The sequence below is a fragment of the Herbaspirillum seropedicae genome (genome assembly GCF_001040945.1).
Classification (GTDB): domain Bacteria; phylum Pseudomonadota; class Gammaproteobacteria; order Burkholderiales; family Burkholderiaceae_D; genus Herbaspirillum; species Herbaspirillum seropedicae.
Genome location: NZ_CP011930.1, coordinates 4,308,055 through 4,331,504, shown reverse-complemented (window position 1 = coordinate 4,331,504; position 23,450 = coordinate 4,308,055). Strand labels below are relative to the sequence as shown.

The window sequence follows — 23,450 nt, the reverse complement described above, 5'->3', positions numbered from 1 at the left end:
CGCTCCAGATCTTTTGTTGGCTGATGCGGAAGCGGAGTATTGGTGATTTTTGCCTCTTGGTAAAAATTTCTCGTACTTTTTCTGGAAATGCGATGAAAAACCATAGGTGTTCTGGCAAGATGCCGAAATACCTAGAACGCATTTCATAAATAGGCGTGAGATGCGCGATGCGGTTCACCGGGGAGCCGTCATGCATCCAGCCGTATTGCTGCAGTTCGTACCAAGCGTATCAATTGAATAAGAAAAAAGCCCCATCTCCGCCGAACCTGTCGTCATTGATCACGCTGGGGGTGGTTGTCACTGTGCTCGTCACGACCGTGTCGGTGCTGATCCTGGTGGATCAGTTCACCCGCGGTTACGCGCGTTCGGAAGTCGAGACGCGCCTCAAGCAGCTGGCCTGGCAGATGCAGGATGCGCTCGAGCGCGGCATGGCCGAGCGCGAGATCGATATCCGCCTGCTGGTGTCGCGCCCCTCCATCCGCCAGGCCCAGGACCCGGCGCACATACGGGCGGTGCTCGAGGAGTTGCAGCGCAACGTGCCGCACTATGCCTGGATCGGCATGGCCAGGCCCGACGGCACCGTGCTGGCGGCCACCAAGGGCCTGCTGGAAGGCATGAGCGTGGCCGAGCGGCCGTGGTTCCAGCAAGGCCAGCAGACTGAGTACGCCGCCGACTACCATCCAGCCGTGCTGCTGGAAAAGAAACTGCCGCCGCAGTCCGACCCCTGGCGCTTTGTCGATCTCTCCATGCCGGTGCTCAACATGCAAGGCCAGATGATCGGCGTGATGGGCATGCACCTGTCCTGGGGCTGGGCGCGCGAGATCGCCTCCAAGCTGCTCAATCCCACCAGCAGCCGCTATGACGTGGACGTGCTTATCGTGCGTTCCGACGGCACCGTCATCCTCGGCCCCAAGGACATGGAAGAGACCAAGATCGATACGGCCAGCTTCCGCGCCGCGCAGCATTCCAGCGCAGGCGGCTCGCTCATCGAGACCTGGCCGGATGGCCGTCGCTACGTCACCGGCTATGCACGCACCGGGCAGGGCGGCGAGATGAAGCTGAAGTGGACCGTCATCGTGCGCCAGCCCGAGACGGTCGCCCTGGAAGCCTTCCGTGATCTGGAGCGGCGCGTCATCGTGGTCGGTGCGCTGGCCGGCGCGGTGCTGGTCTTGCTGGCCTTCATGCTGACCCGCCGCCTGGTGGCGCCCATCAATGCCTTGTCGGCGGCGCTGGAACAGCGCGCCGCCGGTCTGCAGGAAGTCGAGATTCCGCTGGTGACCAGCGTGCGCGAGCTGCAATTGCTGTCTTCCGCCCTGGGCACCATGGTCGAGCGCGAAGAGCGCTACCTGCGCGAAATGCGTTCGCTCAACGAGAGCCTGGAAGAGCGCGTGGTCGAACGCACCAGCCGCCTGCACGAGACCGCGACGGCCCTGCAGCAGGCCCTGGACCAGCAGCAGACCAACCAGATCCAGCTGGAAGAAAGCGCCGCCGAGCTGCGCGCCATCCTGGAAAACGCCCAGGACGCCTTCATCGCCGCCGACGAACACGGTCACATCGTGGAATGGAACCGCCAGGCCGAGCTCTTGCTGGGTTGGCCGCGCGATACCGTCATGGGACGCAGCATGGCCGAGCTGATCATCCCCTCCGACATGCGGGCGGCGCACAACCACGGCATGGCGCAGTTCCTCAAGGACGGCACCAGCGTGGTCATCAACAATCGCATCGAACTGCAGGCCCTGCATCGCGATGGTCATGAGTTGCCCGTCGAGATCACGGTGGGCCATGTCAAGCGCCAGAGCGGCCATCTGTTCATCGCCTTCCTGCACGACATCACCGAGCGCCTGGCCTTCCGCGACCAGATGCGTGAGCTGGCGCTCACCGATGTGCTGACCAGCCTGCCCAACCGCCGCGCCTTCAGCGACCGCCTGCCCGAAGGCATGATGCGCGCGCGCCGCGCACACCAGTTGCTGGCCTTGTTCTTCATGGACCTCGACGGCTTCAAGGGCATCAATGACCGCTATGGCCATGAGGCCGGCGATGAACTGCTGGTGGAGTTTGCGCGCCGGCTGCAAGCCTCGGTGCGCGATGTCGATACGGTGGCGCGCCTGGCCGGCGACGAATTCGTGGTGATCCTGGAAAACCTCCAGAGCCAGCAGGACGCCATCATGGTGGCCGAGAAGATCCTGCATGCCATCCGCGAACCCTTCGAGCTGACCCATTCCACTGTCCACATCTCCAGCAGCATTGGCGTGGCCGTCTACCAGCCCGACCTGGACGGCGAGATCGGCCCGGAAGAACTGCTCTCCATGGCCGACAAGGCCATGTACGCCGCCAAGCGCCTGGGCAAGAACCGCATCGAACTGGGGCGCGTCGGCGATTTCTGATTTGCTCGGCGTGTCGCTGCTGCTCACAACACCTTTCAGTTACTCCGTCCCGTTACTCGTCCCGTTACTCGTCCCGTTACCTTCCCGTTACCTTCCCGTTACCTTCCCATTACCTTCCCGTTACGCATTCTTGTTATTCCTCCTGGTTTTTCCTTCCCGTTCGGACTGAGTAGCCCCCGCAGGGGGCGTATCGAAGGCGCGCCGTCGATCGTTCCCGTCCGCATTCCCTGGTGACGCCATCTCCGGTGTGTCTTCGATACGCCCCTTCGGGGCTACTCAGTCCGAACGGGAGGTGGGATTTTTCATCAGTCGATACGTTTCTTTCATTTCCTGCGCCGGCTTGCCTTCGATACGCCCCTTCGGGGCTACTCAGTCCGAACGGGAGGTGAGATTTTTCATCAGCCCCTGCGTCCGCCCCATCTCTTGCGCTGGCGAGCCGAACCGTCTCATTTACGTTTTGTTTACGCTCCTGCGCGAAACATTTACCGGGATTTAATGCTGCTTTCCCTATCGTTCGACTGTCTCCGCTTCCGTCCCCGGAAGAGAGCGCAACAACGTCAACAATGGAGTGGGAAATGTGGCAAAGCGATTTTCTCTACATAGGCATGCTGCTCGTCTGCGGCCTCTCGATGTGGGCCTTCATCGCCCTGTGCAGCCGTCTGGAACGGCAGGAAGGGGAGCAGAAATGAACCTCATGTATGCGCTGGGGCTGGCGGTTTCCGTCGCCCTGTTGCTGTACCTGGTCTACGCCCTGATCAAGCCGGAGGATTTCTGACATGGACAGCAACAACTACTACCAGCTCGGCCTCTACCTGGCGGTCCTGCTGCTGCTTTCCCTGCCGCTGGGCTGGTACATGGCCCGCGTGATGGAAGGCAAGTCACGCGTCAACCGCCTCTTCGGCGGCATCGAGCGCGTCTTCTACCGTCTCTGCGGCATCAGCCGCGAACACGAGATGGACTGGAAACAATATGCCATCGCCGTCGTGCTGTTCAACTTCATCGGCGCCATCGCGGTCTACCTGTTGCAGCGCCTGCAGCAATGGCTGCCGCTGAACCCGGCAGCGCTGGCCAGTGTCAGCCCGGACTCCTCCTTCAACACGGCGCTGAGCTTCGTGACCAATACCAACTGGCAAGGCTACGCTGGTGAATCCACCATGAGCTACCTGACTCAGATGGCTGCGCTGGCGCTGCAGAATTTCCTGTCGGCGGCCACCGGCATCGCCATTGCGTTCGCACTCATCCGCGGCTTTGCCCGCCACAGCAGCAAGGGCATCGGCAACTTCTGGGTCGACATGACGCGCAGCACGCTCTATGTGCTGCTGCCGCTGTCGGTGGTGTTGGCGCTGGTGCTGGTGCAGCAGGGCAGCATCCAGAACTTCCGCGCCTACCAGGACGTGAAGACCCTGGAAGTGACGCACTACACCGTGCCCAAGCTGGACGCCGCAGGGCAGCCGCTCAAGGACGCCAAGGGCGAACCGGTGACCGAAGCGCAAAGCACCGACAAGCAGACCCTGCCCATGGGGCCGGTGGCCTCGCAGGAAGCCATCAAGATGATTGGCACCAATGGCGGCGGTTTCTTCAACGCCAACTCGGCCCACCCCTATGAGAACCCGACGCCGCTCTCCAACTTCCTGCAGATGCTGGCCATCCTCATCATTCCGGCGGCGCTCTGCACCAGCTTCGGCGTGCTGGTGGGCGACCGTCGCCAGGGTTGGGCCATCTTGGCGGCGATGACGCTGCTGTTCGTGGTCATGACGCTGGTGCTGATGTATGCCGAGTCGCAACCCAATCCCATGCTGGCTTCGCTGCACGCCTCCGGCCCCGGCATGATGGAAGGCAAGGAAACCCGCTTCGGCATCCCGGCCTCGGCGCTGTTTGCGTCCATCACCACGGCCGCTTCCTGCGGTGCCGTCAACGCCATGCACGACTCACTCTCGCCCTTGGGCGGACTGGTGCCGATGCTGCAGATGCAGCTGGGCGAAGTGGTGTTCGGCGGCGTCGGCTCGGGCTTGTACGGCATGCTGATCTTCGCCGTGCTGGCGGTGTTCATCGCCGGCCTCATGATCGGCCGCACACCCGAATACCTGGGCAAGAAGATCGGCGTGTTCGACATGAAGATGATGTCCATCGCCATCCTCATGACCCCGGCCCTGGTGCTGATCTTCACGGCGCTCTCGGTGATGGTGGAGGCGGGCCTGGCCGGCATCGCCAATCCGGGTGCGCACGGTTTCTCCGAAATCCTCTACGCCTTCAGCTCGGCGGCCAACAACAACGGCAGCGCCTTTGCCGGACTCTCGGCCAACACGCCGTACTACAACATCACCACCGGCATCTGCACCTGGCTGGGCCGCTTCGGCATCATCGTGCCGGTGCTGGCCATGGCCGGTTCGCTGGCCGGCAAGAAGCGCCTGGCCGCCACCTCCGGCACCTTGCCCACGCATGGCCCGCTGTTCGTGGCGCTGCTGATCGGCGCGGTGATCCTGGTGGGGGCGCTGACCTATGTGCCGGCGCTGGCGCTGGGACCGGTGGTCGAGCACCTGCAGATGATGGCGATGTAAATGATTGGATGGATTGCGCCGGGCATGGCGCCCGACGCAGCAACCCGCAACGGATACCCTTATGACTACCCCTTCCAGCAATACCTCCGCCAGCGCAACGGTCACGCCTGAAGCCATCCCTTCGGCCGCCCAGACCGCGCGCTGGATGTTCGATCCCAAGATCGTCAAGCCGGCCCTGGCCGATTCCTTCCGCAAGCTCTCGCCGCGCGCGCAGTGGCGCAATCCGGTGATGTTCGTGGTCTACCTGGGCAGCATCCTGACCACGCTGCTGTTCATCCAGGCCGCCGTCGGCCAGGGTGAGGCGCCGGCCGGCTTCATCTTCGCCATCGCCGCCTGGCTGTGGTTCACGGTGCTCTTCGCCAACTTCGCCGAAGCCCTGGCCGAAGGCCGCAGCAAGGCCCAGGCTGCCGCCCTGCGCGGCGTCAAGAAGAGCGTGATGGCCAAGAAGCTGCGCCGCGCCGACCACGTCCGTGGCGATGGCATGCAAGTATTGGCCAGCCAGTGCGAAGTGGTGGAAGGCGACAGCCTGCGCAAGGGTGACCTGGTGCTCATCGAAGCGGGCGACACCGTGCCGGCCGACGCCGAAGTCATCGAAGGCGTGGCGACCGTGGATGAAAGCGCCATCACCGGCGAATCCGCCCCGGTGATCCGCGAATCCGGCGGCGACTTCTCGGCCGTCACCGGCGGCACCCGGGTGCTGTCGGACTGGATCGTGGTGCGCGTCTCGGTCAATCCGGGCGAAGCCTTCCTGGACCGCATGATCGCCATGGTCGAAGGCGCGCGCCGCCAGAAGACCCCCAATGAACTGGCGCTGACCCTGCTGCTGGTGGCGCTGACGCTGGTGTTCTTGCTGGTGACGGTGACCTTGCTGCCGTTCTCGATCTTCTCGGTCAATGCCGCCGGGTCGGGCTCGCCGGTCTCGGTGACGGCCCTGATCGCATTGCTGGTGTGCCTGATTCCGACCACCATCGGCGGCCTGCTCTCGGCCATCGGCGTGGCCGGCATGAGCCGCATGATGCAGGCCAATGTGATCGCCACCTCCGGCCGGGCGGTGGAAGCCGCCGGCGACGTCGATGTGCTGTTGCTGGACAAGACCGGCACCATCACCCTGGGCAATCGCCAGGCCGCAGCCTTCATGCCGGCGCCGGGCGTCACAGAGCGCGAGCTGGCCGATGTGGCGCAACTGGCCTCGCTGGCCGATGAAACCCCGGAAGGCCGCAGCATCGTGGTGCTGGCCAAGAACCGCTTCAACCTGCGCGAGCGCGAGATGGCCAACCTGGGCGCGGAATTCATCCCGTTCTCGGCGCAGACCCGCGTCTCCGGCATCGACCTGGGGCACCGCCGCATCCGCAAGGGCGCCGCCGACGCCATCCGCAAGCTCACCCGCGCCGCCGACCAGCGCCTGCCGGCCCAGGTCGAGAGTGATATCGAATCCATCGCCCGCCGTGGCGGCACGCCCCTGGTGGTCATCGAATGGCATGCCGAGGCGGCCATGATCAACCAGGGCGCACCGATCCGCATCCTCGGCACGGTGGAGTTGAAGGACATCGTCAAGGGCGGCATCAAGGAGCGCTTTGGCGAGCTGCGCCGCATGGGCATCAAGACCGTCATGATCACCGGCGACAACCGCCTGACCGCTGCCGCCATTGCCGCCGAGGCCGGGGTTGATGATTTCCTCGCCGAGGCCACGCCGGAACAGAAGCTGGCCCTGATCCGCCAGCACCAGGCCGAGGGCAAGCTGGTGGCCATGACCGGTGATGGCACCAATGACGCGCCCGCACTGGCCCAGGCCGACGTGGCCGTGGCCATGAACAGCGGCACCCAGGCCGCCAAGGAAGCCGGCAACATGGTCGATCTGGATTCCAATCCGACCAAGCTGATCGAGATCGTCGAGATCGGCAAGCAGATGCTGATGACACGCGGCAGTCTCACCACCTTCAGCATCGCCAACGACGTGGCCAAGTACTTCGCCATCATCCCGGCCATGTTCGTGGGCAGCTATCCGCAACTGGGCGCGCTCAACGTGATGCACCTGGCCAGCCCCGACTCGGCCATCATGTCGGCGGTGATCTTCAATGCACTGGTGATCGTGGCCCTGATTCCGCTGGCCCTGCGCGGGGTGCGCTATCGCGCCCTGGGTGCAGCCGTGCTCCTGCGCCGCAACCTGCTGATCTATGGCGTGGGCGGCCTCTTGGTGCCTTTCGTGGGCATCAAGCTGATCGACCTGCTGCTGAGCGCCTTCGGCCTGGTCTGAACTTGATTTCCTGATACCCGTTTCTCAAGGATAGTCACATGAACACCTCCACACCCCATCCCCTGCGTCCCGCCATCACGCTCTTCATCCTGCTGGGCGTATTGCTGGGCGGCCTCTATCCCTTGCTGGTGACGGGCCTGGCGCAAGCCTTCTTCCCGCAGCAGGCCAATGGCAGCCTGATCGAACGCCAGGGCCAGGTGGTCGGCTCGGCACTGATCGGCCAGAACTTCACCAGCCCGGCCTACTTCTGGGGCCGGCCTTCGGCGGCCGGGACCTTCCCCGACAATGGCATGGCGTCGGGCGGCAGCAACCTGGGGCCGACCAATCCGGCCCTCAAGCAAGCCGCCGAAGAACGCGCCAAGGCCCTGCGCGAGGCCGATCCGCAGAACCGCCGCGACATTCCCATCGACCTGCTGACGGCCTCGGCCAGTGGCCTGGACCCGCACATCAGCCCGGCCGCCGCCGACTTCCAGGCCGCCCGCGTGGCCCGTGAGCGGGGCATGACCGTGGAGCAGGTGCGCGCACTGATCCGCGTCAACAGCGAGGCGCCGCAATGGGGGCTGTTCGGTGAACCGCGCGTGAATGTGCTTAAGCTCAATCTGGCGCTGGATGCGGCGGCCCCCTTGCCCAAGACGGATGCCAGACAATAGGATCACCCTCCGACCCGTTCGCCCTGAGTAGACGCGCAGCGTCGTATCGAAGGGTACGCCGACTGCTCTGCATGAGTCGGCAGCGTAGCGCCCCCTCCTTCGACAGGCTCAGGAGCGTCTTCGATACGCGGCTGCGCCGCTACTCAGTCCGAACGGCAATGGAGAGGCCCGCCGCAGCCGGTGCTACGTCTAGGTAGCACCGGCCTTTTGCCACTACAATGCTCCAACCCCGATAACCCCGACATGACGACCCGCCCCGATCCCGACGACCTGCTCGAACGCGTGATGCGCGACGAAGAGCGCCAGGCGCGCGGCCGCCTGAAGATCTTCTTTGGCTTCTCGGCCGGCGTGGGCAAGACCTTCGCCATGCTGGAAGCGGCCCAGGCGCTGGCTGCGCAAGGGGGGGACGTAGTGGCCGGCGTGGTCGAGACCCATGGCCGCGCCGAGACCGAAGCGCAACTGGCTGGACTGGCGCGCCTGCCCATGCGCATGGTGGCCTACCGCGACCGGCAACTGCCGGAATTCGACCTGGACGCCGCCCTCGAGCGCAAGCCCGGCGTGATCCTGGTCGACGAGCTGGCCCACTCCAACGTGCCCGGTTCGCGCCATGCCAAGCGCTGGCAGGACATCGACGAACTGCTGCGCGCCGGCATCGATGTCTACACCACCCTCAATGTGCAGCACATCGAGAGCCTCAACGATGTGGTCGGCCAGATCACCGGTATCCGCGTCTTCGAAACCGTCCCCGACCACGTCTTCGACGAAGCCGACGATGTCATGCTGGTCGATATCCCGCCGGACGAATTGCTGGCGCGCCTGCAGCAGGGCAAGGTCTACCTGCCCCAGCAGGCCGAGAAGGCCGGACGCAATTTCTTCCGCAAGGGCAACCTGATCGCGCTGCGCGAGATCGCCCTGCGCCGCACCGCCGACCGGGTCGACGCCGACATGCGCCAGTATCGCGCCGACCGTTCCATCGCCCAGCTGTGGCAGGCGCGCGAGTGCATCGTGGTGGCCATCGGCAGCGGCTCCGGTGAAGAACGGCTGATCCGCGAAGCCGCGCGCCTGGCCGCCAAGCTACAGGCTCAATGGCTGGCCGTGCATGTGGACCTGCCCGGTCAGCGCCAGGCCATGGAGGCGCGCGAACGGGTGGTGAGCTACCTCAAGCTGGCGCACTCGCTGGGCGCGGAAACGGCCAGCATCAGCGGCGAGGAACTGGCCGCGGCCCTGCTGCAATTTGCCCGCAGCCGCAATGCCGGCAAGCTGGTGATCGGCCAGGAAGAGGGCGGTCTGCGTCGCCTGCTGCGCTGGCCGCGTGGCACGCTGGCCCAGCGCATCGCCCGCAGCGGCGGCGAAATCGATCTCTACACCATCGCCCGCAGCCGCACCCGCCATCAGCACGAACCCGCCAGTCCCGATAGCGCCGCCAGCGCCGCCGAAGCCCTGCTCACGCGCCGCCGCCGCACCCGCGGCACGCTGTGGGCGGTGGCCAGCTGCGCCATCACGACCACGCTGGCCTTCCTGCTCGATGGCAAGCTGCACCCGGCCAATGTCATCATGCTCTACCTGGTGGGCGTGATGCTGGTGGCGATGCGCTATGGCCGTGCCGCCTCGGCGCTGGTGTCGGTGCTGTCGGTGCTGTCCTTCGATTTCTTCTTCGTCGATCCGCGTTTCTCCATCACGGTCTCCGACGCGCAATACCTGCTGACGCTGGCAGTGATGCTGGCGGTGTCGCTGTTCATCAGTTCGCTCGCTGCGCGCCTGCGTCGCCAGGCCAGCGTGGCCATGCAGCGCGAGGCGCGAGCGGCCAATCTCTACATGCTGGGCAAGGAATTGTCGGCGCTGCTGACGCTGGACCAGATCCTGGAGATCGGTCGCCGTCACCTGGCCGCCGTGTTTGGTGCGCGCATCGCCTTCTTCCTGCCCGACAGCGCCGACCAGTTGCGCCTGGCCGAGCCCGAGCAGGACAGCGGCGCTGCGCATGTCTTCAGGAACGTCGACGCCGGCGTGGCGCAGTGGGTCTATGACAATGGCCAGGCCGCCGGCAAAGGCACCGCCACCTTGCCCTCGGCAGCGGCGCTGTACTTGCCGCTTACGGCCACCATGCGCACCCGCGGCGTGCTGGCCTTCGCCATCGAAGCGCCCAGCGAGGAAGAGCGCCAGCTTGCCGCGGCGCAACTGGCGCTGCCCGAGAACCGCCAGATGCTGGAGATCTTCTGCTCGCAGATCGCCATGGCCATCGAGCGTCTGCACTATGCCGAGGTGGCCCAGGATGCCTTGGTGACGATGGAGTCCGAACGCCTGCGCAATTCGCTGCTCTCGGCCATCTCGCATGACCTGCGCACGCCGCTGACCTCGCTGGTGGGCAGCGCCGACGTGCTGGCCGCCAATGCCCGGCTGGACGACGACGCCCGCGCCATGGCCCGCACCATCAGCGAACAGTCGCAGAAGATGGTCGGCCTGATGAACAACCTGCTCGACATGGCGCGCCTGCAAGCCGGCGTGGTCACGCTCAATCGACAATGGAATGCGCTGGAAGAACTGGCCGGCTCGGCCCTGCGCCTGCTGGCCAAGGCGCTCGAAGGGCGGCAGGTGGACACCCGCATCGCGCCTGAGCTGCCCTTGCTGCGGGTGGACGCCGTGCTGCTGGAGCGCGTGCTGGCCAACCTGGTGGAAAACGCCATCAAGTATTCGCCGCCCGGCACGCCCATCGGCATCAGCGCCCACGTCGAGCACGGCGATGGCGCGCCCCAGGTCAAGGTCTGCGTGATGGACCAGGGACGCGGTTTCCCGCCGACCATGACGCAGCACGCCTTTGAGAAATTCACGCGGGGCGACAATGAATCGGCCACCCCCGGCGTCGGCCTGGGGCTGGCCATCTGCCGCGCCATCATCGAGGCGCACCAGGGCCGCATCTGGATCGCGCCGCAGGAAGCCGGGCAGGGCGCGACGGTCTGCTTCACGCTGCCGGTGGAAACCCAGCCGGCCCCGCCCGAGGAATAAGGACACACCATGCAAGAACACGCAGGCAACATCGTCTTCATCGAGGATGATCCGCATATCCGCAAGCTGGTCAGGAGCGCCCTGGAACAGGAAGGCTTCGTCGTCCACGAAGCCAAGAGCGCGCGTGAGGGCGTCACCGAAGCCGGCACCCGCAAGCCCGACCTGATCATCCTCGACCTCGGCCTGCCCGATGGCGATGGCAAGCAGGTCATCAGCGAGATCCGCAACTGGAGCAGCGTACCCATCGTGATCCTGTCGGCGCGCACCCAGGAATCGGAAAAGGTGGAAGCACTCGACGCCGGCGCTGACGACTACCTGGTCAAGCCCTTCGGCATGCCCGAGCTGCTGGCCCGCATGCGCGCGCAGTTGCGCCGTCATGCGCGCGCGTCCAGCGCGGGCCAGTCCAGTGGCCGCTACCGGCTCGGCGATGTGGTGGTGGATCTGCCAGCGCGCAGCGTGAGCCGTCATGGCGAGGCGCTGCATCTGACGCAGATCGAATATCGCCTGCTGTCCACGCTGCTACGCGATGCCGGACGCGTCATCACGCACCGCCAGTTGCTGGTGGCCGGATGGGGCCCTTCGCATGCGGAAGACGGCCATTACCTGCGCATCTACATGCAGCGCCTGCGCCAGAAGCTGGAGCGCGATGCGGCCCAGCCGGTGCACATCCTCACCGAGATCGGTGTCGGTTACCGGGTGGCCGATGTGGTGGCCGAATGAGGATGCCGCGGTAAGGCGTCAAGGCCAGTTCAGCAGCGGCAGCGCCAGCACCACCATCGCGATGCAGCCCAGGTTGAGCAGCAGGCGCTGGCGCTTGAGCACGAAGGAGAGCAGCCAGGCGCCGGCCAGGAAGACGATGAAATTGGCCAGGTATTGCTTGCCCGCGGCGGCCACCGGCAAGTCCGGCGCATCGGCCAGGCCCGAGAATTTCCAGGCGCAGACCAGCGCGGCCAGCACGGCGCAATTGAAATAGGTATTGACGGTGGGGAAGCTTTCTTCCAGGTGATCGGAGACGTCCACGCTCTCGCATTGTCCTTCGCGATAGCGCGCCTCCAGCCAGTGTCGCTCACCGCGCCAGCGGTACAGCGTAGCGCCGTCGTCAACGCTCTGCTGGGCGTGGGGGGCGCCCAGGCGCGAGGTCAGGAAGTCCGGCGCGGTGTTGCGCCATTCGGCCGTCTGGGCCGCACGGAAGCGCTGTTCCAGCGCGCGCGCCTTGCGCCGCCGGCCCAGTTGCTTGAGGGCCAGCTGGGCCAGGGCCAGTGAATTGAACAGGTAGATCCATTGCAGGATGGTGGCGTAGTCGGCTTGCATGGGCAGCTTGTTGGAATGGACAGCGATGAGGATGCCGCATCTTGCCGTCAGCGTCGCCGATTGTCCAGTCCATGTGGGATGCCGGACGGGGTGTTCAGGTGGGAGCCGCCCAGTTGGGTTTGCGCTTGTCGAGGAAGGCGGTGATACCCTCCTGCGCCTCGGGGTCCATGATGTTGCAGGCCATGACCTCGGCGGCATGGGCATAGGCGTCCGGCAGGGCCATCATCTGCTGGCGGTACACCATGGCCTTGCCGCGTGCGATCGAGATGGCGGGCTTGCTGCAGATCTCGCGCGCCAGTGCCTGGGTGGCGCTGTCGAGTTCCTGCTCTGGCACGGCCTGGTTGATGAGGCCCCAGGCGGCTGCGGTGGCGGCGTCGATGAATTTGCCGGTGACCAGCATCTCGAAGGCGCGCTTGATAGGGAGGTTGCGTGTGAGCGCTACTGCGGGCGTGGAGCAGAACAGGCCGACGTTGATGCCGGAAACGGCGAAGCGGGCGCTCTCGGCTGCAATGGCGAGGTCGCAGGTGGCGACCAGCTGGCAGCCTGCGGCAGTGGCCAGGCCTTGTACCTTGGCAATGACGGGGACGGGAAGTTCGCGCAGCGATTGCATCAGATGGCTGCATCGATGGAACAGGGCTTCGTAGTACGTCTGTTGCGGTGTGGCTTGCATCTGGCGCAGGTCGTGGCCGGCGCAGAAGGCTTTGCCGTTGGCGGCCAGGATGACGCAGCGTACTGTGCTGTCACTCTTGATGTCGTCTAGCTGGGCTTGCAGGGCTGTGAGCATTTCTTCAGAGAGGGCGTTGAAATGCTGGGGGCGGTTTAGCGTCAGGGTGGTGATGCCTTGCTGGTCTTCTCTCTCTAGGATGTCGGGGTGGTGGTCTTTCATGTTTTTTGTCTCCTTGGTTTTTGTGGGTGTTTTATTTTAGTCCGGGGTGGTCTGCGCGGGATTTCTTCCTGGGTAGTCTGCACGGAATTTCTTTCTAGGTAGTCTGCATGGAATTTCTTTCTAGGTAGTCTGCACGGAATTTCTTCCTGCGCTCTAGCTTAATTCTTATCTTTCTCCGGTCGGAAGGACGCGCCGGGGGCGGCCCGGCAGCCGCTCACTTTTCTTGTCTCGCCAAGAAAAGTAAGCAAAAGAAGGCGACCCCTAAGATCCAGCCCTCCTTCGGAGGGTCCCCGCCGCAGTGGAGCGAAAAGTGGGAAAAATAGAGTCGCTTCGCTCCGACTATTTTTCTGATCCACTTTTCGCTCCACTGCGGCGGCTGGCTCTAAGGGGAAAAACCTGAACGGGCTCGCCTTCGGCATCGCACTTCTCCGACTCGCCTGCGGCTTTGGCTTGACTTCGGAGCGCCTTCGATACGTCGCTGCGCGACTACTCAGTCCGAACGGGGGGAAATTATTTAGAAGAAAAACAAAGGCAGGAAAGAGGAAGAGGAAGAGGAAGAGGAAGAGGAAGAGGAAGAAAAAACTAAAAAGTACGGAAAGTATGTGATCGAAGAGAGCCGAAGCGCCAGCGAGCCCCCGGCGAAGCCGAAGGCGAGCCGGACCGGCCGTCCGCTTCTGACCCGCCGCGTCAGCGCGCATAAAAACGGATCAGAAAAATAGTCGGAGCGAAGCGACTCTATTTTTCCCGTTTTTATGTGCGCTGACGCGGGGACCCTCCGAAGGAGGGCGGGGCAGTAGCGGTCGCCTTCTTTTGCTTACTTTTCTTGGCGAGACAAGAAAAGTGAGCGGCTGCCGGGCCGCCCCCGGCGCGTTCTCCCGACCGGAGAAAGATAAGAATTAAGCTAGAGCGCAGGAAAGCATTCAGTGCAAATAACCCAGCCCCTAAAAAAACAAATCAAAACTCTCTTGCGCAACGAGAAAATAAAAATAATTTATCGACTATTTGCACATTTGCCCTTTAGCCAACGCACTTGCCGACCGTAAACATCGAAGGGGAAACCGGGGACCGTCACGACTTGCGACCAAGCAAGGACAGCAAGTGCAAGGGCAAGGAAGAGCAAGCGCACCCGCGCCACCCCACCTATTAGTCAGCATAGTCAGCCCACTTCCTGACATCCTGACTTCCTATAACGACCACGCTCAAGTCCAAGATGAACAATCTCTCACTGAAGAAAAAACTCTGGCTTCCCCTGGTGTTTTCATGGATGGCCTTGCTGTTCCTCTCCGTCTGGCATGCCTACCAGACCCGCGACCTCCAGATCGCCGAACGCGAGCGCGGTCTGCAGGATGTCACCGAAATGGCCTACACCACCATCGCCGGCTACGCCAAGCTGGAAAGCGACGGCAAGCTCAGTCGCGAAGACGCGCAGAAAGCCGCCATCGCCCGCATACGCGACCAGCGCTATACCGGCGACGGCTACGTCACCCTGGTGGATGCCAACTCCGTCATCGTCATGCACCCCATCAACAGCAAGCTCGATGGCCGCAACATGCTCGACTTCAAAGACGCCAAGGGCAACGAACTCTACAAGATGATCGCCGCCACCGGCTCTTCAGGCGCCGGCAAGGGCTACCTCGAATACTGGTGGCCCCGCCCCGGCAGCGACCAGCCCAGCCCCAAGATGGGCTTCGTCAAACGCTTCAAGCCCTGGAATTGGGATCTGATCTGCAGCGTCTACTCCGATGATATCCAGGCCGACTTCCGCCGCGCGCTCATCCAGGCCGTGGTCGTGCTGATCGGCCTGGGCGTGCTGCTCTCGCTCATCGCCGGCATGGTCTCGCGCAATATCTTCCGCTCCATCGGCGGCGAACCCGGCGAGGCCGCCGAGATGGCGCGCAAGATCGCCGCCGGCGACCTCACCGGCGTCATCCATACCACCCAGGGCGATGAACACAGCCTGGTCGCCGCCGTGGCCTATACCCGCGACCGCCTGGTCGATACCGTACACGGCATCAAGCAGGCCACCGAATCCATCAAGACCTCGGTCGATGAAATCGCCACCGGCAACATGGACTTGTCCAACCGCACCGAGCAGCAGGCCGGTTCGCTCGAAGAAACCGCTTCCACCATGGAAGAACTGACCGCCACCGTCAAGCAGAACGCCGCCAACGCCCAGCATGCCAACCAGCTGGCCTCGGGCGCGGCCCAGGTCGCCATCCAGGGCGGCGAGGTGGTCGGGCAGGTGGTGCAGACCATGGAATCGATCAATGCGTCTTCACGCAAGATCGTCGATATCATCAGCGTCATCGATGGCATCGCCTTCCAGACCAATATCCTGGCCCTGAACGCGGCGGTGGAGGCAGCGCGCGCCGGTGAGCAGGGACGCGGCTTTGCGGTGGTGGCTTCGGAAGTGCGGTCGCTGGCCCAGCGCTCGGCAGCGGCGGCCAAGGAAATCAAGCAGCTCATCGATGACTCGGTGGGCAAGGTCGATGCCGGTACCCACCTGGTGCAGCGCGCCGGGCAAACCATGCAGGAGGTGGTCTCCAGCATCCAGGGCGTCTCCACCGTGGTCAGCGAGATCGCCACGGCCAGCCATGAACAGAGCTCGGGCATCGAACAGGTCGGTGAGGCCATCACCCAGATGGATGAAACCACCCAGCAGAACGCCGCCCTGGTGGAACAGGCCGCCGCGGCCGCGCAGTCGCTGCAGGACCAGGCCGACAAGCTGGTGCGCCTGGTGGGCGTGTTCACGCTGGAGCGTGGCCGCACCGCGCCCGCCGTTACGTCCGCCCAGCCTTTGCTGCAGTGAGACCAAGGGGGGCAGACGGCCCGGAGGAACGGGCTGTTGCAGGGCTGCATGCTGCACAAAAAAGAATCAGCAGTATAAATATTTATAAAATTGATTTTAGGCAGTATTAAATGCCGCCGAAGACGGTTTTTAGCCGTCAATACGGCAGCACTATTTGCACTCTCTTCTCTACCATGAAGGCCGTTTGGATGCGCTGCAACATGCATCGGAACGGCCTTTTTTCATGGCTGCTCCGGCTGTCGCGCTCCTGCCACTTTCCTGGAGTCCGAGATGTCCACCGCCGTCGCTACCCCTACCGTACCCGCCGCTGCCGCCCGCCCGGCTGCGCTCTCGCCTGCGCCTGCGTCGATGAGCCGCCTGTTCCTGGTGTGCGTGGTGCTGGCCATCTGCATCTGGGGCGGCAACTGGCCGGTGATGAAGTTCGGCAGCCAGTTCATTCCGCCGCTGTGGTTCGCGGCCAGCCGCTTCCTGTCGGCGGCCATCCTCAGCTTCGTGATCGCGGTCGTGCTGGGCAAGCTGCGCCTGCCGACCCGCCAGGAATGGCCGGTGGTGGTGGGGGTAGGGGTGCTGCAGATGGGCTTGTTCACGGCCCTGGTCACGGGCGCGCTGCATTTCGTCATGCCGGGCCGCGCCTCGCTGATCGCCTACGCTACCTCGATCTGGGTGGTGCCGGGGGCGGCGCTGGTGTTGAAGCAGAAGCTGAGCCCGCAACAATCGCTGGCCACCGTCTGCAGCTATGCCGGGATGGCCGTGATCGTGCTGCCGGCGCTGCTGCATGCAGACCTGCACAGCATGATCGGGTATCTGATGCTGGGCGTGGCTTCGCTGTCGTGGGCCATGAACATCCTGCAGATCAAGATGAGCCCGGGCGTGAAGCTGGACTTCGCGCTGTTGCCCTGGCAGACCCTGGTGGCGGCCTTGCCCTTGTCCCTGCTGGCCCTGGCCGTGGATGGCGCCCCCAGCTTCCTGGCCGATCCGCATGCCTGGGGCGTGATCGCCTACACCGGCCCGCTGGCCACGGCCCTGACTTTCCTGATCGTCTTGCAGATGACCCAGCGCTTGTCGCCGGTCACGGTGTCGGTGTGCATGCTGGGCGTGCCGGTGGTGGGGCTGACGCTGTCTTCGCTGGTGTTCGGCGAACGTCTCTCGTCCGATCTGGTGCTGGGCATGGGCTTGCTGTGCCTGGGCCTGGTGCTGCCGGCGCTGCCTTCGTTGGGCTTGCGTCGCCTGGCGACCAAGGGTTGAAGGCCCTTTCAGCGATCCTTGAGGTAGCGGGCGATGCGCTCGCCCAGCAATTCACGCAGGGCGCGCACGGTCGGTGAGACGCACATGCGGTGCGTGCAGACCAGGTGCAGCGGAGAAGGCTCGCCCTCATAATCTTCCAGCAGCGCTTCCAGCCTGCCGTTGCGCAGGTCGGCCAGCACGTCCAGGCGCGACTTGTAGGCAATCCCCCGGCCATTGACGGCCCAGCGGCGTACCAGCTCGCCATCGTCGCAGGTGCGGTCGCCGCTGACCTGGACTTGCACCGGTTCGTCGTCCTTGAAGAAATTCCATTGCGAATGCAGGGTGTCCGAGAGCACATAGCGCAGGCAGTTGTGCTGGCGCAGGTCGGCCGGGCTGCGCGGTCGGCCATGCCGGGCCAGGTAGTCGGGCGAGGCGCACAGTACGCGGCGATTGTCGGGGGCCAGCGGCAGCGCCACCAGGCTGGAGTCGTCCGGCGCGCTGTAGCGGATGGCCACGTCTACCGGCTGTCGGTACATATCGGCGACGCGATCACTGACATGCACCTGCAGGCTCACCGCCGGATGCTGGGCCTGGAATTCATCGAGCCACTGACCGATCAGGTTGCGCCCGAAGTCCGACGGCGCCGACAGCGACAGGTTGCCGCCGATCACGCGCCGACCATGGGCCACGGCGTCGCGTCCGGCATTGACCTCGGCCAGCACATTGCGGGCATGCTGCAAGTAACGCTCGCCGTCGGGCGTGAGGCGCAGGCTGCGGGTGGAGCGGGCCAGCAGGCGCGCGCCCAGTTCGCCTTCCAGGCGTTTCATGGCGGCGCTGGCCACGGCGGGGGTGACGTCGTGCTGGCGCGCAGCGGCAGAGAGGCTGCCGTTGTCGGCGGCGCAGACGAAGATGGCGAGGTCTTCCAGGCGGATCATGATGAGACTGGATAGCAAGGTAGCGGATGGAAAAACCACCGTTCGGACTGGGTAGGGCCGCAGGACCGTATCGAAGGCGCAGGTCGCGTCGATTGAACGGAAGCAGCACCTTCAATACGCGGCTGCGCCGCTACTCAGTCCGAACGGGAGGAGCGAGTCGCATGACGTTAGCTGCGCTATTGTACTTTCATACTTTCAATTATTTTTTGAAAATGTTTCCGCTGCACTGGGCTGTTTCGGCATGCTGTTCTGGCCGATGATGTCAGGCAAGCCAACCGTCTGCCCCTCTTTGCTGCGGTTCCCTATCATCGACCTCAAGGAATTATCATGAGCCTGCTCCAAGCCGCCCGCAAGCGCCACTCCACCAAGGCCTTCGACCCCTCCCGCAAGATCCCCGACCACCTCATCGCCGAACTGCGCGAGCTGTTGCGCCTGTCGCCGTCGTCGGTGAATTCGCAGCCCTGGCATTTCGTGCTGGCCTCGAGCGAGGCCGGCAAGGCCCGCATCGGCAAGGCCGCTGAGGCGGGCTATCCCTACAACCTGAGCAAGATCCTCAATGCCTCGCATGTGCTGGTGCTGTGCGCCCGCACCGCCATCAGCGAATCGCATCTGGAAGCGCTGCTGGAGAAGGAAGAAGCCGATGGCCGTTTCGTCAATGCCGAAGCCAAGGCCGGCCAGCGTGGGTCGCGCCTGCTCTACAGCAACCTGCATCGCTATGACTTGAAGGATGCCCAGCACTGGATGGAAAAGCAGGTCTACTTGGCCCTGGGCACCTTGCTGCTGGGCGCGGCTGCGCTGGAAGTGGATGCGGTGCCGATGGAAGGCTTCAATGCCAAGGTGCTGGATGAAGAACTGGGCCTGCGCGAGCAGGGCTTGACCAGCGTGGTGCTGGTGGGCCTGGGCTACAGCGGCGCGGATGATTTCAATGCCAAGCTGCCCAAGTCGCGCCTGGCTGCCGAGACTGTCTTCACCGAACTCTGAATGTGAACAGGCCCTAGACCAGGTTGATCAGCGCATTGGCCGCCTGCTGCAAGGCCGGCAGGATGCGCGCCAGCGTCTGCTCGCGCGCTTCGGCGGCCATGGGCAGGCTCAGGCTCAGTGCGCCGATCACCTTGGCATGGCGATTCTTCAGCGGCACCGCAATGCCGCGCACGCCGGTCTGCAATTGCTGTTCCACCACTGCATAGCCAAGCTGGCGGGCCTGCGCGATCAAGGCGTAGAGCTGATCCGGATCGGTGATGGTGTGCGGCGTGAAGGGCGTCATGGCGCAGGTGGCCAGCCAGTCGCGTACCTGTTGCTCGGGCAGCGCGCTCAACATGACGATGCCGGGCGAGGCCAGTTGCGCCGGCACCCGCGCACCCAGCACGAAGCCGGTGGTCATCACGCGGGTGGCGCCGTTGCGGGCGATGAAGACCAGGTCCCAGCCGTCGAGCACGCTGGCATAGACGGCCTCGCCGGTCTGCCCGGTGATCTGTTGCAGGAAGGGTTGCAGGATGCGCGGCAAGGGCGCCGAATCGAAATACGACCAGCCCACCTTGAGCACCCGTGGCGTCAATGCAAAGGTCTTGCCTTCGCTGTGCAGATAGCCCAGGTGTTCCAGCGTCAACAGGTAACGCCGCGCCGCCGTGCGTGAGAGCCCGGTGCGCGCGGCCACCTGGGCCGAGGTCATGCGCTGGTTGTCGAAGTCGAAGGCTTCCAGGATCAGCAGGCCCTTCTCCAGGCCGGCGATCCAGTCGCGCCGCGACAGGCCGCCTTCGGTGGGCTCGCACACCTCCCTGCTGTCGTCGGCGGGGCCGTTCTTGTCCCGTTCGTTCATCCCTGATCCTTCGTCCTCATACCCACATCATCAACGTATTGGCCGTAGTCTGCAGCGCCGGCACGCCGCGTGCGATGGCTTCCTCGCGCGAGCAGGCGGCGATGTTGGAGGTCACGCTGAGCGCGCCGATGACACGGCCATTGCGGTTCTTGACCGCAATGGCGATGCCGCGCATGCCCATCTCGAACTGGTTCTCGGTGATGCCATAGCCCTGCCTGCGCATGGTCAGGATCTCCTGGAACAGCGCGGCCTTGTCGGTCATGGCCATGTGGGTGTGCGGGATCAGGTTCACGCGCTCCAGATAGGCCTGGATCTCGGCATCCTCGCGCATGCCCAGCAGCACCCGGCCAGCCGTGGTGGTGTAGGCCGGCAGGCGGGTGCCGGGTTCGAAACCGGCATTGACCAGTTGCGCCGCCGTCACCCGCGTCACATAGACGATCTCGTCGCCATCGAGCAGGGAAAAGTTGGTCGATTCCTGCAATTGCTGCGTCAGCCGCTGCAGGAAGGGCACCACCGCGCGCGGCACCCGCGCTGATTCCAGATAGGACTGGCCCAGGTTGAGCAGGCGCGGCATGAGCCAGAATTTCTTGCCGTCGGAGGCGGCCATGCCGGTGTGCACCAGCGTCAACAGGTAACGCCGCGCTGCGCTGCGGGTCAGGCCCACGCGCTCGGCAACTTCGCTGGCGCTCAGCTGGGGCGAATCGCTGTCGAAGGCGGTGATGACGTCGAATCCCTTCATCAGGCCTTCGATCAGATCGCGCTTCTGGATGTCCAGGTCTACCGGGCTTTGGTCGATCATCGTAAAAAAAACCGAGAAATGAGTGATTGGCGAACAAGTTGCGCGATTATCGCACGTTTGACCGATTTTCGACCTTTTTGAGGGGGTGGGCCTTGGCTATACTCGCCACCGAGACAAATCATCGGGATCATGATGAACACCATAGAAAACAATCCTGTCCCCACCAATCCGCTGGGCATCGATGGCATCGAGTTCATCGAATACGCCACCACCGAGCCGCTGGCGCTGGGGGCGGTACTGGAGCGCATGGGCTTCGAACAGGTCGGCCGCCACCGTTCACGCGAGGTGGTGCTCTACACCCAGGGCGAGATGAACGTGATCGTCAATGCCGACGCCACCGCCTGGGCCGGTTTCGACCATGAGGTGCAGGCCACCAGCCTGAGCGCCATCGCCCTGCGCGTGCGCGACGCCAACGAGGCCTACCGGCGCGTCACCGAGCTGGGCGCCTGGGCCATCCCGACCCGCGCGGGGGCGATGGAACTCAATATTCCGGGCGTGCATGGCTGTGGCGATTCCATCATCTATTTCGTCGATCGCTATCGCGACTTTTCCATCTACGACGTCGATTTCAAGCCTGCCAGCCAGGAGCGCCGCCAGACCAGTGCGCTGGCCGGCCTGCATTTCTTCGGCCTGGTGCAGGCGGTGCAGCCGGATCGCCTGCGCGAGTGGATCGACTTCTATTCGACCCTGATGGGTTTTTCGGTCCTGCCGGAAGGGCAGTTCTTCGGCATCCTGCCCAAGGGCAGCCTGCTGGTCTCGCCCTGCCGCCAGTTCTACATCCAGCTGGTGGAACCGCCCGCCGGCACCGAAGACATCCATTGGGAAGAAGAATTGCTGCGCCTGGGCCTGGGCACGCCTGATGTCTTGCAGGCCGTGCGGCAATTGCAGGAACGCGGCGTGGTCTTCGTCGATCGCGCTCCCACCCAGATCAGCGAGCGCGGTGCGCTCACCCAGCTCTACAAGGGCGGCGTCAGTTTCGAACTGGTGCGCAGCCAGAAAGAAAAGAAATAAACCTATGAAGGCAATCACAGGCACCACCCGCATCTTCCCCGTCATCGGCTGGCCGGTCGAACAGGTGAAGGCCCCGACCTTGTTCAATGCCTATTTCGAGCACCACGGCATCGACGCCCGCGTGATCCCGTTCAAGATCGAACCGGAGCGTTACTGCGAGGCGGTGCGCATGTTCATGAAGACCGAGAACGTGGGCGGCATCTTCGTTTCCATCCCGCATAAGCCCATGACGCTGGAGGCGGTCGAGCAATCCACCCTGCGCGCCCGCGTGGCCGGGGCCTGCAATGCGGTGTATCGCGATGCCGACGGCGTCATCTGGGGCGACCTGATCGATGGCGAGGGCTTCATCCGCGCCCTGGCGCGCACTGCCGCCGATCGTCCGCTGGTGTGGAACCAGACCCGCGCGCTGGTGGTCGGCACCGGCGGTGTGGGCTGCGCCATCGTGGCCTCGCTGGCGGCCCAGGGCGTGGCCGAGATCAGTGTCTTCGATACCAACCGCGCTGGCGCAGAAGCCTTGCTGGCGCGCGCTGCAGCCGCCTTCCCGGCCACCCGCGTGGGCTTTGCCCAGCCTGATGCGAGCGGCTTCGATCTGCTGGTCAACTGCACGCCGCTGGGCATGCATGTGGGCGACCCGATGCCCTTCGCGCTGGAGGGCGTGCGCCGCGACGCCATCGTCGCCGACTGCGGCATGAAGATCGAAATGAGCCAGCTGCTGGTGCAGGCGCAGGCGCTGGGCTGCCGCATTCAGAAGGGCAAGGAAATGCTCATCGAGCAGGCCCCGCTCTACCTCGAGCTGTTCGGCTGGCCGGGCGTGTCCGCAGACGACTTCCGTGCATTGGAGGCATTGTGAACCTCGACAATTTCGGCATGGATACCATCACCCTGCCGGGTGGGCTGGAATCCAAGTTGCAGGCTTCCCGGGCCGCCGGTTTTTCACAGTTGATGCTGTGGTCCAAGGACCTGGTGGGCTATCCCGGCGGGCTGGAAGCAGCAGTGAAACTGGTGCGCGAGAGCGGCGTGCGCGTGACCGGCATCCAGGTCATGCGCGATTACGAAGGCCTGCAAGGCACCCTGCACGACTACAAGATCGACGTCGCCAAGAACCTTTTGCAGATCTGCAAGGCGGTCGGTGCGCCGCTGCTGCTGGTGTGTTCCTCGACCTCGCAGCATGCCAGCGGTGACACCGCCCACATCGCCCGCGACCTGCGCAAGCTGGCCAACCTGGCCGTGCCGCTGGGCATACGGGTGGGTTTCGAGGCGCTGTCCTGGGGCCGTCATATCAACCAGTACATGCAATCCTGGGAAGTGGTGGAGATGGCCGATCACGCCAACCTGGGCGTGGTCATCGATTCCTTCCACATCCTGGCCAACCGGGGCACGCTGGAAGACCTGGACGCCATCCCTGGCCGCCGTATCGTGATGGTGCAGCTGTCGGACTTCATGTGGCGCGAGATCCGCAGCCCCGAGGAAAGGCTGGAGACGGCGCGCCACCTGCGCGTCTTCCCCGGCGAGGGCGAGCATTCGGCTGAACTTTCGGACATGGTGCGGCGCCTGCATCGCGGCGGTTATCGCGGCGACTACAGTTTCGAAGTCTTCAATGACGACTACCTGCAGATGTCGCCGGCCGTGGTGGCCGAGCGCGCCCGACGCTCGGCCAAGTGGGTCACCGACCAGGTGTTGCGGCGCGGCCTGCGCGTGCGCGAACCGGCATTTGCCTAGAAGCAGAAATCCGGAAAAATCCGGCAAGGACAATAACAAGAACCGTCGGCATGCAACAGCGCGCACTGCGCATGCGCATGACCGTGACTACGAT

18 protein-coding genes are annotated in these 23,450 nt (G+C 64.2%); 13 read left to right on the top strand and 5 right to left on the bottom strand.

Annotated features, from left to right (window positions below):
• Positions 1-167 precede the first annotated feature (167 nt).
• From ACP92_RS18830 to ACP92_RS18800, 7 genes are all read left to right on the top strand, one after another.
• Positions 168-2,384, top strand: a complete 2,217-nt coding sequence (locus tag ACP92_RS18830; protein ID WP_013235720.1) for a diguanylate cyclase domain-containing protein — start codon at positions 168-170, stop codon at positions 2,382-2,384.
• A gap of 685 nt (positions 2,385-3,069) precedes the next feature.
• A complete protein-coding gene (kdpF, locus tag ACP92_RS18825; RefSeq protein WP_041311187.1) occupies positions 3,070-3,159 on the top strand; it encodes a K(+)-transporting ATPase subunit F in 90 nt (29 codons plus the stop codon).
• Position 3,160: 1 nt separating this feature from the next.
• A complete protein-coding gene (gene kdpA / locus ACP92_RS18820) occupies positions 3,161-4,942 on the top strand; it encodes a potassium-transporting ATPase subunit KdpA (RefSeq protein WP_013235719.1) in 1,782 nt (593 codons plus the stop codon).
• Between the two features lie 61 nt (positions 4,943-5,003).
• The gene (kdpB, locus tag ACP92_RS18815) at positions 5,004-7,196 is read left to right on the top strand and encodes a potassium-transporting ATPase subunit KdpB (RefSeq protein ID WP_013235718.1); all 2,193 of its coding nucleotides are present in this window, start codon (positions 5,004-5,006) and stop codon (positions 7,194-7,196) included.
• Positions 7,197-7,234: 38 nt separating this feature from the next.
• Positions 7,235-7,846 (top strand): potassium-transporting ATPase subunit KdpC, encoded by a 612-nt coding sequence (gene kdpC, locus ACP92_RS18810; RefSeq protein ID WP_013235717.1) that lies wholly within the window; start codon positions 7,235-7,237, stop codon positions 7,844-7,846.
• 243 nt (positions 7,847-8,089) lie between these two features.
• Positions 8,090-10,846, top strand: coding sequence for a sensor histidine kinase (locus ACP92_RS18805; protein WP_041311185.1), 2,757 nt, complete (start codon positions 8,090-8,092; stop codon positions 10,844-10,846).
• A gap of 9 nt (positions 10,847-10,855) precedes the next feature.
• Positions 10,856-11,566 (top strand): response regulator, encoded by a 711-nt coding sequence (locus ACP92_RS18800; protein WP_013235715.1) that lies wholly within the window; start codon positions 10,856-10,858, stop codon positions 11,564-11,566.
• A gap of 18 nt (positions 11,567-11,584) precedes the next feature.
• Here the strand turns inward: ACP92_RS18800 and ACP92_RS18795 are convergent, their stop codons facing one another.
• Together ACP92_RS18795 and ACP92_RS18790 are read right to left on the bottom strand one after the other, a co-directional pair.
• Positions 11,585-12,157 (bottom strand): hypothetical protein, encoded by a 573-nt coding sequence (locus tag ACP92_RS18795; RefSeq protein ID WP_041311184.1) that lies wholly within the window; start codon positions 12,155-12,157, stop codon positions 11,585-11,587.
• 94 nt (positions 12,158-12,251) lie between these two features.
• Positions 12,252-13,043: an enoyl-CoA hydratase gene (locus ACP92_RS18790; protein WP_013235714.1), complete on the bottom strand. Its 792-nt coding sequence runs from the start codon at positions 13,041-13,043 to the stop codon at positions 12,252-12,254.
• 1,210 nt (positions 13,044-14,253) lie between these two features.
• Here ACP92_RS18790 and ACP92_RS18780 point away from each other — a divergent pair.
• Complete coding sequence (locus ACP92_RS18780; RefSeq protein ID WP_013235713.1) at positions 14,254-15,852, top strand: methyl-accepting chemotaxis protein; 1,599 nt, start codon at positions 14,254-14,256, stop codon at positions 15,850-15,852.
• 270 nt (positions 15,853-16,122) lie between these two features.
• Positions 16,123-17,097, top strand: a complete 975-nt coding sequence (locus ACP92_RS18775; RefSeq protein ID WP_013235712.1) for a DMT family transporter — start codon at positions 16,123-16,125, stop codon at positions 17,095-17,097.
• Positions 17,098-17,105: 8 nt separating this feature from the next.
• On the opposite strand, the gene ACP92_RS18770 is transcribed toward ACP92_RS18775, so the two are convergent.
• The gene (locus ACP92_RS18770; RefSeq protein WP_013235711.1) at positions 17,106-18,011 is read right to left on the bottom strand and encodes a LysR family transcriptional regulator; all 906 of its coding nucleotides are present in this window, start codon (positions 18,009-18,011) and stop codon (positions 17,106-17,108) included.
• Between the two features lie 327 nt (positions 18,012-18,338).
• Here ACP92_RS18770 and nfsB point away from each other — a divergent pair, with 327 nt between their 5' ends.
• Positions 18,339-18,992 (top strand): oxygen-insensitive NAD(P)H nitroreductase, encoded by a 654-nt coding sequence (gene nfsB / locus ACP92_RS18765; RefSeq protein ID WP_048348620.1) that lies wholly within the window; start codon positions 18,339-18,341, stop codon positions 18,990-18,992.
• A 13-nt stretch (positions 18,993-19,005) separates the two neighbouring features.
• On the opposite strand, the gene ACP92_RS18760 is transcribed toward nfsB, so the two are convergent.
• Positions 19,006-19,827, bottom strand: coding sequence for an IclR family transcriptional regulator domain-containing protein (locus ACP92_RS18760; RefSeq protein ID WP_013235709.1), 822 nt, complete (start codon positions 19,825-19,827; stop codon positions 19,006-19,008).
• Positions 19,828-19,843: 16 nt separating this feature from the next.
• Positions 19,844-20,626, bottom strand: a complete 783-nt coding sequence (locus ACP92_RS18755) for an IclR family transcriptional regulator domain-containing protein (RefSeq protein WP_013235708.1) — start codon at positions 20,624-20,626, stop codon at positions 19,844-19,846.
• A gap of 129 nt (positions 20,627-20,755) precedes the next feature.
• Here ACP92_RS18755 and ACP92_RS18750 point away from each other — a divergent pair, with 129 nt between their 5' ends.
• The 3 genes from ACP92_RS18750 to ACP92_RS18740 are packed head-to-tail and all read left to right on the top strand — an operon-like array spanning position 20,756 to position 23,356.
• Positions 20,756-21,637 (top strand): 4-hydroxyphenylpyruvate dioxygenase, encoded by an 882-nt coding sequence (locus tag ACP92_RS18750; RefSeq protein WP_013235707.1) that lies wholly within the window; start codon positions 20,756-20,758, stop codon positions 21,635-21,637.
• A 4-nt stretch (positions 21,638-21,641) separates the two neighbouring features.
• Positions 21,642-22,487 (top strand): shikimate dehydrogenase family protein, encoded by an 846-nt coding sequence (locus ACP92_RS18745; RefSeq protein ID WP_013235706.1) that lies wholly within the window; start codon positions 21,642-21,644, stop codon positions 22,485-22,487.
• The gene (locus ACP92_RS18740; protein ID WP_013235705.1) at positions 22,484-23,356 is read left to right on the top strand and encodes a sugar phosphate isomerase/epimerase family protein; all 873 of its coding nucleotides are present in this window, start codon (positions 22,484-22,486) and stop codon (positions 23,354-23,356) included. The genes ACP92_RS18745 and ACP92_RS18740 overlap by 4 nt, the downstream gene beginning before the upstream one ends.
• The last annotated feature ends 94 nt before the right edge of the window (positions 23,357-23,450 follow it).

Bases quoted from the DNA above. Each gene is read 5' to 3' on its own strand.
- ACP92_RS18745 (WP_013235706.1), top strand. From the start codon at position 21,642: ATGAAGGCAATCACAGGCACCACCCGCATCTTCCCCGTCATCGGCTGG.
- ACP92_RS18805 (WP_041311185.1), top strand. From the start codon at position 8,090: ATGACGACCCGCCCCGATCCCGACGACCTGCTCGAACGCGTGATGCGC.
- ACP92_RS18770 (WP_013235711.1), bottom strand. From the start codon at position 18,011: ATGATCCGCCTGGAAGACCTCGCCATCTTCGTCTGCGCCGCCGACAAC.
- ACP92_RS18775 (WP_013235712.1), top strand. From the start codon at position 16,123: ATGTCCACCGCCGTCGCTACCCCTACCGTACCCGCCGCTGCCGCCCGC.
- ACP92_RS18830 (WP_013235720.1), top strand. From the start codon at position 168: ATGCGGTTCACCGGGGAGCCGTCATGCATCCAGCCGTATTGCTGCAGT.
- ACP92_RS18780 (WP_013235713.1), top strand. From the start codon at position 14,254: ATGAACAATCTCTCACTGAAGAAAAAACTCTGGCTTCCCCTGGTGTTT.
- ACP92_RS18790 (WP_013235714.1), bottom strand. From the start codon at position 13,043: ATGAAAGACCACCACCCCGACATCCTAGAGAGAGAAGACCAGCAAGGC.
- kdpC (WP_013235717.1), top strand. From the start codon at position 7,235: ATGAACACCTCCACACCCCATCCCCTGCGTCCCGCCATCACGCTCTTC.
- kdpB (WP_013235718.1), top strand. From the start codon at position 5,004: ATGACTACCCCTTCCAGCAATACCTCCGCCAGCGCAACGGTCACGCCT.
- ACP92_RS18760 (WP_013235709.1), bottom strand. From the start codon at position 19,827: ATGAACGAACGGGACAAGAACGGCCCCGCCGACGACAGCAGGGAGGTG.
- nfsB (WP_048348620.1), top strand. From the start codon at position 18,339: ATGAGCCTGCTCCAAGCCGCCCGCAAGCGCCACTCCACCAAGGCCTTC.
- ACP92_RS18795 (WP_041311184.1), bottom strand. From the start codon at position 12,157: ATGCAAGCCGACTACGCCACCATCCTGCAATGGATCTACCTGTTCAAT.
- kdpA (WP_013235719.1), top strand. From the start codon at position 3,161: ATGGACAGCAACAACTACTACCAGCTCGGCCTCTACCTGGCGGTCCTG.
- kdpF (WP_041311187.1), top strand. From the start codon at position 3,070: ATGAACCTCATGTATGCGCTGGGGCTGGCGGTTTCCGTCGCCCTGTTG.
- ACP92_RS18750 (WP_013235707.1), top strand. From the start codon at position 20,756: ATGATGAACACCATAGAAAACAATCCTGTCCCCACCAATCCGCTGGGC.
- ACP92_RS18755 (WP_013235708.1), bottom strand. From the start codon at position 20,626: ATGATCGACCAAAGCCCGGTAGACCTGGACATCCAGAAGCGCGATCTG.
- ACP92_RS18800 (WP_013235715.1), top strand. From the start codon at position 10,856: ATGCAAGAACACGCAGGCAACATCGTCTTCATCGAGGATGATCCGCAT.